The following is a 15,042-nucleotide window of genomic DNA, read 5'->3' as shown; positions in this document are numbered from 1 at the left end:
GTTTTTCGATGGCACGAGTTCGAGGCATGCCCGCTCCTCGAGCACACGGGTTCGGGACATGCCCATTCCGCGGCCGCTCAGTCGAGCATGCTCATTCTTCGCGACCGCCCCTGGGGGACATGTCCATCCCTGGACGCCGGGAGTGGGCAAGATGCCGTTATGTCCATCCCTGGGCGGGAAGACAGGGCATGTCCCACGGGGAGCAAGTGCCGGGATTGGGCATGTCCCGCGGAGAGTCAGGGCGCGAACATTGGGCATGTCCCTCCGGAGCTGGCGCGGGGGAGGGGCCGACGGGCTCAGGGCCGGGCGGTGAGGGTGAGCAGCACGGCCTCGGGCTTGCAGGCGATCCGGACCGGGGCGAAGCGTGAGGTGCCGATTCCGCCGGAGACGTTGACCGGCGTCGTGCGTCCGTTGCTTTCCCAGTCGTGCAGTCCCTTGGCACGCCAGGTGGGCAGGTCGCAGTTGGCCACGAGGGCGCCGTAGCCGGGGACGCAGATCTGGCCGCCATGAGTGTGGCCGGCCAGCAGCAGGTCCGCGGCGTCCTCGGTGAAGTGGTCCAGCACCCGCTGGTAGGGGGCATGCGCGACGGCGATCCGCAGGTGCGGTTTGGCGTCCTGGCCCTTGGTGCCGCGCGGCCAGCCGGCGTAGCGCTCGAGGCGAAGGTGCGGGTCGTCGACGCCGGAGAAGTCCACGCGCAGGCCCTTGATCACGAGCGACTGGCAGCGGTTGGTCAGATCCACCCAGCCGCCCATGCCGAAGCCTGACCGGAGCCGCGGCCAGTCGAGCTCGACGGGGTCGGGGCGCGATTTGGACGGCCCCAGCAGGTAGGATGCCGGGTTCTTCAGCCGCGGCGCGAAGTAGTCGTTCGAGCCGGGGACGAAGACTCCCGGGAACTCCATCAGCGGCCGCAGCGCCTCCAGCAGGGGATCGACTGCCTTGGCGTGGCTGAGGTTGTCGCCGGTGTTCACCACCAGGTCCGGCTCCAGCCCGGCGAGGGAGCGCAGCCACGCGGCCTTGCGGGTCTGGCCGGGGACGAAATGGATGTCGCTCAGGTGCAGCACGCGGAGCGGCCCGTACCCCGCCGGCAGGATGGCGAGCGACTCTTCCCGCAGCACGAACTGGTTCTTCTCCCACAACCCGTAGCCGGCAGCGGCGGCGCCCGCGGCGGCGCCGGCGGCGGCGGTTACGGCAAAGCCGCGCCCGATGCTTCGGGCGCGGCTGGCCAGGGTGGTTCCGGCGGTCACTACTTGTTCTTCGGGGGGTCGACGGGCTTGGCCGGGGCCTTGGGCGCGGGGGATGACGGCGCCGGTGCCGGGTTCTGCGTCGCCGGCGGCATGAAGTTGTTGTTCCGGCCCGCGTCGTTGTTGGTCGGCTGCTGGTACGGCTCGGACAGCAGGTTCGACGGCGGTTCCGGGAACGGCTCGGCGCCGTGCGAGGGGGCGATCTCGGCCATGAACTTGGAGAACATCGGCCCGGCGATCATGTAACCGTCGATGCCTTCGTAAAACTGGCCGTTGACAGTGATGTTCTGCCCGGAGCGTCCCTGGTCGCCGAGCGGGTCGCCAAACCAGGCCGCCGTCGCCAGACCGGTGGTGTGCCCGACCACCCAGGTGGAGCCGTTGTTGTTCGAGGTACCGGTCTTCGCCGCGATCGGGAAGTTTGTCACAGTGGAAATGCGCGGCTGGATGAGCGAGCCGGAGCCCCGGTTCAAGACTTCCTGCAGCGCGTAGTTCACACCGCGCGCAACCTCGGGCTTGAGGGCGTCCCGGCAGTTCGTGGCCTGGGCGGGCAGCTTGGCCCCGGTCGCATCCGTCACGGAGGTGATGGCGATCGGCTCGCAGTAGCGGCCGTCGTTGGCGAAGGTGGCGAAGGCGCTGGCCATGGTCAGCGGCGCGGTCTGGGTGGAGCCGAGGAGGTTCGACAGCATCGACATGTTGATCTTCGGGTTCGGTTCCTTGATCCTCCCGTTCGCATCCAACACAATCTTCTGGTTCTGGTCACGGGTGGGCAGGCCGGAGTGCAGTCCTGCCGCGTCCACGATCTTTTGGATCCCGCAGAAGTCGAGCTGCGCGGCCGAGGCGAAGGTAATGGTGTTGATCGAGTTGTAGAGACCCTTCAGCACCGTCATGGGCCTGTAGTAGTCCGGCTCCGCGTTCTGGAGGTCCTCGGCGGCACCCAGTTGCGCGTCGTGTTCCGGGGTGCTGTAGGCGCCCGTGGTGACGCCGCAGGAGTTCCGCCACTGGAAGTCCAACGGGTAGCGGCGCACGGAGCCGTCCACCACGGTATTCATGGACTTGCCCTCGTCCAGCCATTCGGCGAAAGTGAACGGCTTCATAGTGGAGCCCGGCTGGGCGCCGCCGAGGCCATTAAGGTCATTGCCCTTGTCGTCGTACTTGTCGACGTTAAAGTTCAGCTGGGTGTCGAACTTGCCCTTGCCCGGCAGCCAGGACGTGTTCTGGGCCATGTTGGTAATCTTGCCCGTCCCCGGCTCCACGGAGACCAGGGCTGCACCCCACTTGTTCGGGTTCGCACCGGCAGCGGCGTCGACCTGCGCCTGCGCGACCTCCTGTGCCTTGGGCTCCAGCGTGGTCTTGATGGTCAGGCCGCCGCGGAAAATCTTGCGCTCGCGTTCCTTGGTGTCCGCCCCGTACGCCGGGTTGTTGAGCAGGAGGTGCAGCACGTAATCGCAGAAGTACGGCGACGTCGGCGAGTAGGCGCAGCCCTGGCGCGGCTGGGTCACCTTGGTCTTGACCGGGGTGGCGACGGCGGCGTCGTACTGCGCCTGTTTGATCTTGCCCTGCGAGAGCATGGCCTTGAGGACCAGGTTGCGGCGGACCTTCGCGTTGTCCGGGTTGGTGATCGGGTCATAGAAGGACGGGCTGTTCACAACGCCGGCCAGGAGCGCGGCCTGCGGCAGCGTCAGATTCTTGGCCGAGGTGCTGAAGAACAGCCGGGAGGCCGCCTCGATGCCGTAGGCGTCGCGGTTGAAGAAGACGATGTTCAGGTAGCCCTCAAGGATCTGTTCCTTGGTGAACTTCTTCTCCAGCGCGATTGCCAGTTTCATCTCGCGGAGCTTGTCGCCGACGCCCTTGTTGACACCGTTCAGCAGGACCTGGTCGCCCTTGCCCTCGGACTCCAGGGAGGAGTTGATGACGTTGTTCACGTACTGCTGGGTGATGGTCGAGGCGCCCTGCTTGTTCCCGCGCGCGGTGGCGACGAGCGCGCGGAGAATACCGGTGGTGTCGACGCCGCCGTGCTCGTAGAAGCGGCTGTCCTCGATGGCGATCACCGCGTCCTTGATGTACGGCGACATCTGGTCCAGCGACACGCGGGTGCGGTTCTCAAGATAGAGGTTGGCGATGACGCTGCCATCCGCGGCCAGGATCTTGGTCGACTGGCTCGGCGGGTCGACCTTCAGCTCGGCCGGCAGGGTTTCGAAGAACTTGATCGAACCGCTTGCTGCGTTGCCGGAGACGGCGGCCGCAGGGACCAGCAGGCCCGCCATCAGGACACCACAAATCGCGCTCACGCCCAGGAAAAGGATTAGCTTTCCGAGGGTGGTGGCCGTGTCGAATAAAGGGTTCTTACCAGTCGCCATGTTTTCCACTTTACCGGCAAGGACTAGGCTTTACTTCATGACCAAATGGGAGTACGCCACGATTCCGCTCATTATCCACGCGACAAAGCAGATCCTGGACCAGTGGGGAGACGACGGCTGGGAGCTCGTCCAGGTTGTTCCGGGCCCCGATGGAAACGGCCTGGTTGCCTACTTGAAGCGGGAGAAGAACTAGCCATGAGCATCCCCGAAACGGCGGCTCCGGCACAGGCCACGAGCCCCGCCAACACGGCCCAAAGTGACGCCGGCACCGGCGCGTCGTCCGCCGTCGAACAGCGCCTGGCCGAGCTCGGCCTGACCCTTCCCGAGGTTGCCGCCCCGGTGGCCGCCTACGTTCCGGCCGTCATCTCCGGCAACCACGTGTACACCTCCGGCCAGCTGCCTTTCATCAACGGCAAGCTTGAAGCCACCGGCAAGGTCTCCTCTGGGACCGAAGGGACCTCGGACGAGTCGACTGTGTCCCCGGAGTCGGCCAAGCGCTACGCCGAGGTCTGCGCCGTCAACGCGCTGGCCGCCGTGAAGAGCGTCATTGGGGACCTGGACCGGATCACCCGGATCGTCAAGGTGGTCGGTTTCGTCTCTTCCGATCCATCGTTCACCGGCCAGCCCGGCGTCATCAACGGCGCCTCCGAGCTCCTGGGCAAAGTCCTTGGCGACGCCGGCCAGCACGCACGTTCCGCCGTCGGCGTTTCAGTTCTGCCGCTCGACTCTCCGGTCGAAGTCGAACTGATCGCCGAATTCGCCTAGAGGGCCGGTCGCTTCCCTTGCCGCACTTAGCACGACGCCTGTTTAGCCTTCCCCCGGATCTTGAGGGGGCAGCCCGCAGCTGGCTTGAACACGGCGAGCGGACCCCCCGTGCCCCCCGCTACGCCTCCTCCGTGGTCCTGCTGCGGGATTCGCCCACCGGCCTGGAGACCTGGCTGGGCTACCGGCCCGGGTCCTCGCCGCTGGGCGTCCTCGCCTTTCCCGGCGGCTCGCTCGAGACGTCCGACGACGACGCCGTGGGCTGGCTTGGCCCCTCGCCACAGTGGTGGGCCGAGCAGATGGGCACGTCCGACGTCGGCCTGGCGCGACGTCACGTGGTGGGCGCCATCCGTGAGCTGTTCGAGGAGACCGGAGTCCTGCTGGCCGGTCCGGACCTGTCGACCACGGTGGAGGCGACGTCCACGGCCGAGTGGATGCGCGCCCGGGAGGCCGTCGCCGACCAGGAAAAGTCCTTCACCGACGTGCTCGCCAAGCGCGGGCTTTCGGTGCGGACCGATCTGCTCAAGCCGCTGGTGAACTGGCTCAGCCCCGACTTCGCCCACCGACGCTTCAACACCCGGTACTTTGCCGCGACCATCCCGATGAACCAGCAGCCCTCGCTGCTGGCCAGCAAGGGTGTCTGGGCGCGCTGGGTGTGCGTCCGCAAGGTCATTGCCGAGCGCGACACGACGGCGCTGGGCGATGAGGTGGGCCAGCCCAACACCGTGGGGCTGAAGCTCGGCCAGCTGCTGGTCCCGGGCTCGGAGATCATGCTGGAGAAGATGGCCGCCGCTAACGGCTGCATCGCCTACCTCAGCTACAAGCGCAAGGCCCACGCCTATCAGCCGGCCCTGGTGGAGGAAGACGGCCGGCTCATGCTGGAAGTCGAGGCCGCCAAGACCGTCGCCGGGGAACCGCAGCGGGAACGGTAGGGTCGGCCGCTTCGGCCCGACCATTGGACATGCCCATCGTTGGCGCCGGGGAATGGGCATGCCCGCCCGGACCTGAGCCCGCCGCGGGACATGCCCATCGTTGGCGCCGGGCAATGGGCATATTGGGTATATGTCCATCCCTGGCGTGCAGGGATGAGCATGTCCGCCGGGCCTTCGCTCAAGGGCAGGACACGCCAGCTGGAGCCTCGCCTCGACCACCGGACATGTCTATTGAGCCAGTTGGGCATTGGACATAGTGGGTATGTGCCCACTCGTGGCATCCAAGAATGGACATGTCCCGCGGGAGCGTTGGCGAAGGATGGACATGTCCCGCCGGCCAGACCCAGATTCCGTGACGCCGGAAGAAGCCGAGAACAACACCTAAAACCGCAGAGGGCCGGCCCGTGAAAACGGGCCGGCCCTCTGTGTCTAAGGCTTGTGTCGCGGCTGTGCCTAGCGGGAGCGCTGGCGGAGGCGCTGCATGTCGAGAATCACGACGGCGCGCGCCTCGAGGCGCAGCCAGCCGCGCTGGACGAACTCGGCCAGGGCCTTGTTGACGGTCTCGCGGGAGGCGCCGACCAGCTGGGCCAGTTCTTCCTGGGTGAGTTCGTGGGCCACCAGGACACCGTCCGTCGCCGGGCGGCCAAAGCGGTCGGCCAAGTCCAGCAGCGCCTTGGCCACGCGGCCCGGGACGTCCGAGAAGACAAGGTCGGACAGCGAATCGTTGGTGCGGCGCAGGCGCCGTGCCAGGGCCTGGAGCAGCTGGGCCGAGACCTCGGGGCGGGTGCGCAGGAGGGCGTTGAGGCTCTCGTTCTTCAGCCCGGCCAGGCGGGTCTCGGAGACGGCGGTGGCCGTTGCGGTGCGCGGGCTCGGGTCGAACAGCGCCATTTCGCCGAACAATTCGCCCGGGCCGAGGATGGCGAGCAGCGACTCGCGGCCGTCGGGGGACGTGCGGCCGAGCTTCACTTTGCCGGAGACGATGAAGTAGAGCTGGTCACCCTGGTCGCCTTCCCGGAATACCGAGGCTCCGCGTGAGAGGTCCACCTCGGTGAGTTCGTCCGTCAGCAGACGGAACGCCTCGTCGTCGAGCGTGGCGAAAAGGGGTGCGCGTCGCAATACCTCGATATCCATGAAATCTCCTGACTTACTGTGTCGGCTGGGGCGCTTCAGCCATTGTTTCAGAATTTTGAGGCTTCTGTGACGTACTTGGCACCGAAACGCGTGAAACGCCGGGCGGGTGACGGTCCGGGCCGCCTTGGGCCCCCGGCAAACTGTCAGTCCGCGCCGGTAGAATGGGGTTCCTACCAGTCACTAAGGAGCCCCGGTGTTCGGCTTGACCATCTTGGACCTGGCGTTGATTCTGACGCTCTTGTCCTACCTGATCTATGGCCTGCGCAACGGCTTCCTGGTGACGCTGGGCGGAATCGCCGGGTTCGCGGCGGGCGCCGTGGCCGCCTTCCTGTCTGTCCCGATCGTCAGCGACCTCGTCGACGATCCCGGCTGGCGGCTCACCGCGATCATTGCCACGGCCGTGCTGCTGATGATGCTGGGGCACGGCCTCGGCACCATGATCGGGCGGCGCATCCGCAGCGTCGTCAAAATCAGTCCGCTCCGACTTGCCGACCGGGTGGTGGGCGGCGGGGTCAACCTCGCCGTGTCCGCCCTCGTGATGTCCATGTTGGCCTTCAGTATCAGCGCCCTCGGCGTTCCCTTTGTTTCCCAACAGTTGGCCGACTCCAAGGTGATCGGTTTCATCGACGGCGTCACCCCCACGCCGCTGAAGACGTCGATGGCGCAGTTGCGTTCGGCCGTGATCGGCGATGGCATCCCGACCCTGTTCGAGGGTGTCGGCGGACGGGCCGTGCCCGTGCCCGACGCCAGCACCGACACCCCTCCCCTGAACAAGGCCGCCGCCTCCGTGCTCAAGATTGCCGGGACGGCCTACCAGTGCGGCCAGAACCAGACCGGAACGGGCTTTGTGGTCTCGCCCGGCCGGGTCGTGACGAACGCCCACGTGGTGGCCGGCGTCCCGGAGCCCGTTGTCGAGGTCCCGGGCGGCGGAGCCCTCCCCGGCCGGGTCGTTTACTTCGACAGCCGGCATGACCTCGCCGTCCTGGCTGTGGACGGGCTGCGCGCCGCGCCGTTGTCGCTGGGCCGCGACCTTCCGGCCGGCAGCCCGGCGGCGTTCGCGGGCTACCCGCACGGCGGTCCGTTCCAGTCCAAGCCGGCCACGGTGCGGGACATCACCACCGTCCTGGTCCCGGACATCTACGGCAACAACGCCGCTGCCGAGGATGTCTACCGGCTCGCGGGCGACGTGCAGCCGGGGAACTCCGGCGGTCCGTTGCTGACCACGGGCGGCCAGGTGGCCGGCGTCGTCTTCGCGAAATCCACCTCCGAGCCCTCGCTGGGCTTCGCCATCACCATGAACGACCTCGGCCCCGTGGCCGCAAAGGCCCCCGGGCTGGGCGACGCCGTCTCTCCGGGCCAGTGCATTAAGAAATAGTCGGCGGCAGGAAACCGGCGGGAACCGCCGGTTGGCGCCGTCAGGCCGGGGCCGCTTCGATCCACTCCAGGCTCTGGCCGTGCGGGCCGGCCATGGCCACGGGCAGGCCGTCCTCCAGCAGCAGGAAGCGGCCGCGGAGTCGGGATTCGTCCATTTCGGGAACCACGCTGGAGCCGTCCGCCTGCAGGATGACCGTGTGGCCCTCGTTCGAGATCCAGTGGCAGCCCCGGTCCGCGGCCAGCAGGGCGATGGTGTCGCGGAAACGTTCGCGGCCGGCGGCGTCGAGGTACGCCATGACGGCGCTGTGGAAGACCACCAGGGCGGTCTCCGGCGGCGCCTGCTGCGCCAATGACACAAGCTGTTCGTTGAGGTCCCCGGCCACCAGCAGCGGCGGATCCGTCCGTGCGACGGCGATCGCCTGGCGCAGCCGCTCGCGGCGGAAGTCCTGCTCCGGCCAGATCAGCGCCTCCAGCCAGGCGACGTCGTCGGGGTCCCGGATGTCCAAAGGGTTCAAATCGATGCCGGCGCGCCACACCACCGCGGGCAGCGCGGCCGGCAGCGGCACCGGGCCGGCCGTGGCGCACCGCAGCACGGGATAAGTCCCGGGCGCGGCACCGGCGGGGAGCAGCCGCGTCACGGCGCCGGAGCCGTCGTCGAACTCGTAGCCGTAGCGGTCCGGGTACAGCGTCAGTCCTGCCGAAGCGCCGACCTCGATGAGGGCCAGCGGGCGTCCCTCCGCGGCGGCGATCCGGGCCAGGGACGGGAGCAGGGCGGCGCAACGGCCGGCCTCGTTTGTCTGGGTGGACCGGGAGAGGACGATCCGGGAGACCCCGTCCCAGTGGGTATCCAGGAAGTCCCGGAACCCGGCGTAGGGGCCGATCCGGGCGCCGAGGAATCGGGCGGCGGCCAGCATCAGCAGCGGCTGGCGCTTGTTGTGCGGCCACTCGTCGATGCGCCGGATCAGCTCGGGGTCGTCCGCGATGGCCGTGGACCACTCCGCATAGCACGCGGAGTTGCCGGGCGCGTCAATGGTGCCGAAATGGCGGTACCAGTCGGCTGTCCCCGGGGGCTCCGGCGCGGGGGACATGATCAGCCCCGGCCCGCGTTCAGCTCGGCGAGGTACTCGACGGCGAAGCGGTACCCGAGGATGCCCGCGCCGGCGATCACGGCCTTGCTGATGTCCGAAAGATAGGAATGGTGCCGGAACGCTTCCCGGGCGTGCACGTTGGTGATGTGCACCTCGACGGCGGGCAGCTGCACGGCCGTTATTGCGTCCCGGATCGCCACCGAGGTGTGCGTGTAGGCGCCGGCGTTCAGGACGATGCCCACCGCCTTCCCGCGGGCGGCGTGGATGGCGTCCACGAGTGCGCCCTCATGGTTGGACTGGAAGCACTCGACGTCGAGCCCGTGCGCCGCTCCGGTGTCCTTGGCGAGCTGTTCGACGTCGGCCAGTGTGGCCGTGCCGTACTTTTCGGGCTCACGGGTGCCGAGCAGGTTCAGGTTGGGCCCGTTCAGGACCAGGATGGTGCCGCGACGGGCGTCCGAGGGGGTGGCTTCGCTCATGCCTGCCAATGTATCGCGTTGGGCCGGACCGTACCCTGCTGTTTCTTGCGGAGTTCATCAATCACGGTCAGGTCCGCGCCCGGCAGGGGTCCCCGGACCGGTTGCGAGCCGTTCTATCCGCCGCATTGCCAGGGCGCAGACCGGCAGGTAGGCCGGGGCCCACCAGGGCACGGTGAAGGTGAGCAGACAGCCGTCGTCCTGCGGGGTTACCCGGTGGCCGGTGGCCGGGATGCCCGCAACGGACCATGACCAGTACCGGCCGGCGTCAAACCCTGTCACGGTGTACGGGAGCGCTAGCCCCAGGACGGTGCGTACCTTTCCGCGGCTGCCGGGCGCGAGTCCCGGGACGGCACCCGCATCGGTGGCAGGTTCGACGCCGGTGATCGATGGCCCCCACGCCGGCCACTTCCCGGTGTCAGTGAGCAGCTTCCACACCACGCCGGCGGGCGCGGCAACCCGGCGCGAAACGGAGAATGTCACCCGGGCGGGCCCAGGACGGCCAGCGCGGCGCGGTGGCCGCTGACAAGCGCGCCCTGAATGGAAGCCGTCTCCCGGTGGTCGCCGCAGACGGTGATCCCGTCCGGGCCCTCCACGGGTTGCCGGGTCCGCGGCGGCGGTGGCTGGACGGGCAGGGCGTGCGCGATTTCGTGCCTTGCCACCAGCTCCCAGCCGGCCGTGGAGCAACCGAAAATGTCCCCGGCGTGCCGGAGGACGTCCGCGTCGCTGGGAACCGGCCGGCCCGCGCCGAACAGGGCAGAGGTCTGGATCAGGTGCCGGCCGGCAGGCGCGTAACTTGGTGCCGAGTTGGAGATGACGGCCGCGTTGAGCAGCGGTCCGCCGGGGCGGGTGCGGCCGTCGATGCAGAGCATGCGCGCGTCGGTGGGTGCCGAGTCGGCGGCGAACCAGTGTGTGAGCACTCCCTTCATGGCGGGCGCCTCGCTCCCGGCGAGCCTGGCCGCGTCGACCGGATCGGCGGCGAGAACGACGTGGCGGGCCCGGATGGCGGTCCCCGCGGCGGTGACCAGGGCCCCGTTCCCGTCCGGCGTGATCTTCTCCACCCGGGTGGAGGTGCGGACCGGGGCGGCCAGGGCATCCGCCAGCTGCCGCGGGAGGGCCTGCATGCCCTCGCGCGGCAGTCCGGGAACCCCGGCCGCGAAGACGCGTACCAGCTGCAAGGCAAAGTTGTTGGAGGTGCTGCCCTCGTCCTCCAGCAGTACGCCGGCGAGGAACCGCTCCACCACGGTGCGCAGTTCGCCCGAGCAGCCGGCCCGGTCGAGGGCGTCGCGCAACGCAACATCCTGGCCGCTCCGCCGAAGGGGCCCGGCGAAGGCCGGGACGGCCCAGCGCAGCAGCCCCACGACGGCGCGGGGGCTGAGAATTCCGCTGCGGAGGGTCTGCAGGATGAGCCCCGGCTCCCGCAGGGGGTGGGCCAGGACCGCCAGGTTGTCCGGCAGCCGGACCCGGAGGCCGGCACCGAAGGCCTGCAGCGCCAGGGCGTCCACGTCGACCCACTGCCGGACCGCCGGGTACGCGGGGTTCAGGACCTGAAAGCCGCGGTCCACGAGGAAACCGTCCACCCGGTCCGTACGGATCCTGCCCCCGACGGCGTCGGAGGCCTCCCAAACCACGACCTCGCGCCCGGCGGCCTGCAGTTCCCGGGCGCACTGCAACCCGGCCAGGCCGGCCCCGACCACCAGCACCTCGCACGAATCCGTCATGGCCGCATGATTCCGTTCCGTGCAGCCCCGCCCAGGTCCGTGCTCACTTCTTGAGCGAGTGCGCGATCTGTGCCATCACGGTGTTGTCGGCCAGGGTGGTGGCATCGCCCACCTCGCGGCCCTCGGCCACGTCTTTCAGCAGCCGGCGCATGATCTTGCCGGAGCGGGTCTTGGGCAGTTCCGGCACCACGAGGATGGTCTTGGGCTTGGCGATCGGGCCGATCTCCTTGCTCACATGGTTGCGGAGCTCCTGGACGATCGCGTCGCCCGAGTTGACCGCGTCCCCGCGCAGGATCACGAACGCCACGACGGCCTGCCCGGTGGTCTCGTCCGCCGCGCCCACGACGGCGGCTTCCGCCACGGCCGGGTGGGACACGAGGGCGGATTCGATCTCGGCGGTGGAGAGCCGGTGGCCGGAGATGTTCATGACATCGTCCACCCGGCCGAGCAGCCAGATGTCGCCGTCGTCGTCCTTCTTGGCGCCGTCGCCGGCGAAGTACATCGTTTCGAAGCGGGACCAGTAGGTGTCCTTGAACCGCTCCGGATCACCCCAGATGCCGCGCAGCATGGCGGGCCACGGCTCGCGGATGACGAGGTAGCCGCCGGCGCCGTTGGGCACCGACTCGCCGGCTTCGTCGACGACGTCCACGGCGATGCCGGGCAGCGGGACCTGGGCGGAGCCCGGCTTGGTCGCGGTAACTCCGGGAAGCGGCGCGATCATCTGCGCGCCGGTTTCGGTCTGCCACCAGGTGTCCACGATCGGGGCCGGGTTCTCCTTCTTCTCCCCGTTCTTCCCGGCGTTGGCGCCGATGACCTCCCGGTACCACATCCACGCCTCGGGGTTGATGGGTTCGCCCACCGAGCCCAGGACGCGGATCGAGGACAGGTCCGACTTCGCCGGGATTTCCTTGCCCCACTTCATGAAGGTGCGGATGGCGGTGGGGGCGGTGTAGAGAATGGAGACCTTGTACTTCTCCACGATCTCCCACCAGCGGCCCTGGTGCGGGGAGTCGGGGGTGCCCTCATACATCACCTGGGTGGCTCCGTTGATGAGCGGCGCGTAGGCGACGTAGGAGTGGCCGGTGATCCAGCCGACGTCGGCCGTGCACCAGTAGACATCCGTTTCCGGGTGCAGGTCGAAGACCGCCTTGTGCGTGTAGGCGCCCTGGGTGAGGTAGCCGCCGGTGGTGTGCAGGATGCCCTTGGGCTTGCCGGTGGTTCCGGAGGTGTAGAGGATGAACAGCGGGTGTTCGGCGTCGTGGCCGACGGCGGTGTGCTCGGAGGACGCGGCGCCGACCGTGTCGGACCACCAGTGGTCCCGGCCCTCGTGCCAGTCGACGTCCTGGCCGTTGCGCTTGACCACCACGACGTTCTGGACGGTGTGCCCGGAACCGTCGCCCTCGTGGGCCAGCGCCTCGTCGACGGCCGGCTTGAGGGCGCTGGGCTTGCCGCGGCGGTAGGTGCCGTCGGCGGTGACCACGAGCTTGGCCTCGGCGTCGTCGATCCGGGAGCGGAGCGCCTCGGCGGAGAAGCCGCCGAACACCACCGAGTGGATCGCCCCGATCCGGGCGCAGGCCAGCAGGGTGATGACGGCTTCGGGGATCATCGGCAGGTACACGGCCACGCGGTCACCCTTGGCCACGCCGAGGGATTCGAACGCGTTGGCGGCTTTCTTGACCTCTTCGGTGAGCTGCGCGTAGGTGTAGCTGCGTGTGTCGCCGGGCTCGCCCTCGAAATAGATGGCAACCCGGTCCCCGTTTCCGGCCTCGACGTGCCGGTCCAGGGCGTTGTACGCGGCATTGATCTCGCCGCCGACGAACCACTTGGCGAACGGCGGGTCGGACCAGTCCAACGTCTGGGTGAAGTCCTTGCTCCAGCTCAGCAGCCCGCGGGCCTGCTTGGCCCAGAAGGCCGGCCGGTCCGCGTCGGCCTCGGCGTAGTCGGCGGCGGTGACCACGGCGTTGGCAGCGAATTCGGCCGAGGGGGCGAACCTGCGGTTCTCCTGCGACAGGTTTTCGAACGCATCGCCCTGCCTGGGCGTCTGAGTCGTGGTGGCGGAGCCGGGGGTCTGCTGGGACATGGTGAACCTCATCATTCATCGATCCGTGCTGCACGGAACGTCCGTGGCCGCCGCGGCGCCGGACCGCTTGCGCGGCATCGGGCATCGGCTGGTCACGGGCGTACCGCAAAGAGCTGTTCCGAAATACACACTAACGCCCGGGTGCGACAGAACGTGTGCCCCGTCACAAAGGGCGCCGTGAGCGGTGTTTATTAAGCGCCGAGTGGTCCGGGTGCGGGCACGGCCGGCCCGGATCGGCGTCGCACCCCGGTTTACGCGCAGGGCGAAAGGGGCCGCGCACTGGTGCTGGAGTGACGTCCGGGCAGTAGTGATCGGTCCTGCACTTGGCTAGGCTGAGATGGAGTTGTGACATCCGATGGGGGCAACAGGACCGCTGGCGGTCCTGTTTTTGCCTGCCGTTAGGCGGCACTGTCCAGAGTGCGGCCATGCTAAGGAGAACAGAATGAACGAGCAAAGCAACGGGCAGCTCCATGCGCCCTCCCGCACCGAAGGCCAGACAGGGCCGGCGCAGTCCAGCGGGCGGGGGGAACAGCCACGCTTTACCGTGGACAAGCCGAACTCGAAGAACAACGAGGCCGTCCTGGGGCCTTTCACGGTCCGCGACCTCACCGTCTTCGGCTCCACGCTGGTGCTCTTCATCGCCTCCCTGATTCCGATGTTCGCCGAGCGCTACAACCTGTGGAACCTGGGCAGCCTCTTCTTCCTCGGCCTCGGCGTGCTGCTGCCGGTGATCGTCGCTGCGCTTTTCGTGGCGCGACGGGTCAGCCCGGGCACGAAAATCCGGATCGGCTCCCTCTCGATTGACCAGTTCGCCTCCGTTGTGGCGTCCTTCAGCCTGGCCTTCTTTTTCCTGGCGACCGCCGGCGCGTTCGTGCCGAGCCTCCTGCTGGGCCTCGTCGGCGCGCTCGGCCTCTTCACCGCGACCGTACTGGCGCGGCTGATTCCCAGCCTCGCCGGTGATTTCCTGCACCGCGCCGAAGTCCCCGCCCACGTTGTGGCACGCGAAGCCGCGGAGCCGGTCCGCAAGCCGCGTGCCCCCAAGGCTGCCAGCGACGCCAAGACTCCCAGGGCGGGAGGCGGCGCGCTGGCTGGTTGGGCCAAGCGCATAGCCCCCGGCAAGCAGGCGGGCGAGGCCCAGGTCGCGCCGCAGGCCCACGAAGCCCACGGGGCATCGACGGGTGCCGCTGCCGGCACCGCGGCCGGTGCTGCTGCAGGTGCCGCCGGTGCCGCTGCCGCGTACGCCCGTCCCACGGCTGCCGAGCCGGCCACCCAGGCGCACGGCGTCGTTCCTTCCGCCTCACCGGAGCAGACCGCTTCCGCGTCCCCGGCGCCGACCGCTGCCGCCTCCCCGTCCCCGACTGCGGCGTACGCCCCGTCTGCCGCAGGAGAAGCGGTGCCTTCTGCCGCCGAGCAGACCCAGGCTGCCACGGCGCCCGCCGCGTCCGCTCCGGCAGAGTCCCCTGTCACCTCTCCGGTCACCTCTCCGGCCTCCGCCGCGCAGGGCGCGGGTCTGGAAGCGACCCAGGCGGCCAGCATCCCGGCGGGGGCATCGGCCGCGGCACCTTCCGCCGCAAGCCATGAAGCCCCCACCGCCCTCACCCCGCAGGTCCGTTCGCAGGAACCGATCGGCGCCACCGTGGACCCCGCAAGCCGTCCCGAGAGCGAGGCGGCCCAGCCTGCCTACGAGGCCTTCTGGTTCGCCGTCGCCCAGCCCCGCACCGCGGTGGACGAGCGCAGCGGCGCCCCGGCGTTCGTCGTCGAACCCGGCGGCTGGGTCCTCGCCCTTGAGGACCGCGGCCACGAGTTCCTGGTCCAGCACACGGACGGCCGCGTCGGCGTGCTCCGGGACCTCAGCAACATCGAACGCGGCTAGCCGGACCGTG

The 15,042-nt window shown here is 68.9% G+C and carries 13 protein-coding genes; 5 read left to right on the top strand and 8 right to left on the bottom strand.

The features are described from left to right. Positions 1-296: 296 nt before the first annotated feature. Both AC1DBL_RS03160 and AC1DBL_RS03155 read right to left on the bottom strand, forming a co-directional pair. On the bottom strand, positions 297-1,244 hold the full coding sequence (locus tag AC1DBL_RS03160) for a metallophosphoesterase (RefSeq protein WP_441416793.1): 948 nt from the start codon (positions 1,242-1,244) through the stop codon (positions 297-299). After that, complete coding sequence (locus tag AC1DBL_RS03155) at positions 1,244-3,598, bottom strand: transglycosylase domain-containing protein (RefSeq protein ID WP_476925447.1); 2,355 nt, start codon at positions 3,596-3,598, stop codon at positions 1,244-1,246. Before AC1DBL_RS03155 ends, AC1DBL_RS03160 begins: the two co-directional genes overlap by 1 nt. 37 nt (positions 3,599-3,635) lie before the next feature. Between AC1DBL_RS03155 and AC1DBL_RS03150 the strand changes: the two genes are divergently transcribed. Genes AC1DBL_RS03150 through AC1DBL_RS03140 form a run of 3 tightly spaced genes read left to right on the top strand, consistent with a single transcriptional unit; the run spans position 3,636 to position 5,292 of the window. Beyond that, positions 3,636-3,791: a DUF4177 domain-containing protein gene (locus AC1DBL_RS03150; protein WP_175321496.1), complete on the top strand. Its 156-nt coding sequence runs from the start codon at positions 3,636-3,638 to the stop codon at positions 3,789-3,791. A 2-nt stretch (positions 3,792-3,793) separates the two neighbouring features. Then, on the top strand, positions 3,794-4,363 hold the full coding sequence (locus AC1DBL_RS03145; protein ID WP_476925446.1) for a RidA family protein: 570 nt from the start codon (positions 3,794-3,796) through the stop codon (positions 4,361-4,363). Positions 4,364-4,380: 17 nt separating this feature from the next. Continuing rightward, the gene (locus tag AC1DBL_RS03140) at positions 4,381-5,292 is read left to right on the top strand and encodes an NUDIX hydrolase (protein WP_441416796.1); all 912 of its coding nucleotides are present in this window, start codon (positions 4,381-4,383) and stop codon (positions 5,290-5,292) included. Between the two features lie 453 nt (positions 5,293-5,745). On the opposite strand, the gene AC1DBL_RS03135 is transcribed toward AC1DBL_RS03140, so the two are convergent. Beyond that, positions 5,746-6,423 (bottom strand): Crp/Fnr family transcriptional regulator, encoded by a 678-nt coding sequence (locus AC1DBL_RS03135; protein ID WP_011693220.1) that lies wholly within the window; start codon positions 6,421-6,423, stop codon positions 5,746-5,748. Between the two features lie 193 nt (positions 6,424-6,616). Here AC1DBL_RS03135 and AC1DBL_RS03130 point away from each other — a divergent pair, with 193 nt between their 5' ends. Further along, the gene (locus AC1DBL_RS03130) at positions 6,617-7,798 is read left to right on the top strand and encodes a MarP family serine protease (protein WP_476925445.1); all 1,182 of its coding nucleotides are present in this window, start codon (positions 6,617-6,619) and stop codon (positions 7,796-7,798) included. 40 nt (positions 7,799-7,838) lie between these two features. Here the strand turns inward: AC1DBL_RS03130 and AC1DBL_RS03125 are convergent, their stop codons facing one another. From AC1DBL_RS03125 to acs, 5 genes are read right to left on the bottom strand one after another with little or no spacing between them, the layout of a single operon-like run. Beyond that, positions 7,839-8,885 (bottom strand): DUF2332 domain-containing protein, encoded by a 1,047-nt coding sequence (locus AC1DBL_RS03125; protein WP_441416798.1) that lies wholly within the window; start codon positions 8,883-8,885, stop codon positions 7,839-7,841. Positions 8,886-8,887: 2 nt separating this feature from the next. Then, on the bottom strand, positions 8,888-9,361 hold the full coding sequence (aroQ, locus tag AC1DBL_RS03120; RefSeq protein ID WP_441416799.1) for a type II 3-dehydroquinate dehydratase: 474 nt from the start codon (positions 9,359-9,361) through the stop codon (positions 8,888-8,890). Positions 9,362-9,418: 57 nt separating this feature from the next. Further along, positions 9,419-9,841: an SRPBCC family protein gene (locus tag AC1DBL_RS03115; protein ID WP_441416800.1), complete on the bottom strand. Its 423-nt coding sequence runs from the start codon at positions 9,839-9,841 to the stop codon at positions 9,419-9,421. Next, the gene (locus tag AC1DBL_RS03110) at positions 9,838-11,079 is read right to left on the bottom strand and encodes a protoporphyrinogen/coproporphyrinogen oxidase (RefSeq protein WP_476925444.1); all 1,242 of its coding nucleotides are present in this window, start codon (positions 11,077-11,079) and stop codon (positions 9,838-9,840) included. Before AC1DBL_RS03110 ends, AC1DBL_RS03115 begins: the two co-directional genes overlap by 4 nt. Before the next feature lie 43 nt (positions 11,080-11,122). Then, positions 11,123-13,159 (bottom strand): acetate--CoA ligase, encoded by a 2,037-nt coding sequence (gene acs / locus AC1DBL_RS03105; protein WP_476925443.1) that lies wholly within the window; start codon positions 13,157-13,159, stop codon positions 11,123-11,125. A gap of 442 nt (positions 13,160-13,601) precedes the next feature. On the opposite strand from acs, the gene AC1DBL_RS03100 reads away from it, so the two are divergent. Continuing rightward, entirely contained in the window at positions 13,602-15,032 is a 1,431-nt protein-coding gene (locus AC1DBL_RS03100) for a hypothetical protein (RefSeq protein WP_476925442.1), read from the top strand. The last annotated feature ends 10 nt before the right edge of the window (positions 15,033-15,042 follow it).

The sequence above is a fragment of the Arthrobacter sp. 10T44 genome (genome assembly GCF_056393885.1).
The sequence above is the reverse complement of the archived record's forward strand: the minus strand, read 5'-3'. Positions and strand labels throughout refer to the sequence as shown.

What these genes read in the sequence shown, in the direction of transcription:
- AC1DBL_RS03145 (WP_476925446.1), top strand. Translation starts at nt 3,794, where the DNA reads ATGAGCATCCCCGAAACGGCGGCTCCGGCACAGGCCACGAGCCCCGCC.
- AC1DBL_RS03125 (WP_441416798.1), bottom strand. Translation starts at nt 8,885, where the DNA reads ATGTCCCCCGCGCCGGAGCCCCCGGGGACAGCCGACTGGTACCGCCAT.
- AC1DBL_RS03110 (WP_476925444.1), bottom strand. Translation starts at nt 11,079, where the DNA reads ATGACGGATTCGTGCGAGGTGCTGGTGGTCGGGGCCGGCCTGGCCGGG.
- acs (WP_476925443.1), bottom strand. Translation starts at nt 13,159, where the DNA reads ATGTCCCAGCAGACCCCCGGCTCCGCCACCACGACTCAGACGCCCAGG.
- AC1DBL_RS03150 (WP_175321496.1), top strand. Translation starts at nt 3,636, where the DNA reads ATGACCAAATGGGAGTACGCCACGATTCCGCTCATTATCCACGCGACA.
- AC1DBL_RS03100 (WP_476925442.1), top strand. Translation starts at nt 13,602, where the DNA reads ATGAACGAGCAAAGCAACGGGCAGCTCCATGCGCCCTCCCGCACCGAA.
- AC1DBL_RS03155 (WP_476925447.1), bottom strand. Translation starts at nt 3,598, where the DNA reads ATGGCGACTGGTAAGAACCCTTTATTCGACACGGCCACCACCCTCGGA.
- AC1DBL_RS03135 (WP_011693220.1), bottom strand. Translation starts at nt 6,423, where the DNA reads ATGGATATCGAGGTATTGCGACGCGCACCCCTTTTCGCCACGCTCGAC.
- aroQ (WP_441416799.1), bottom strand. Translation starts at nt 9,361, where the DNA reads ATGAGCGAAGCCACCCCCTCGGACGCCCGTCGCGGCACCATCCTGGTC.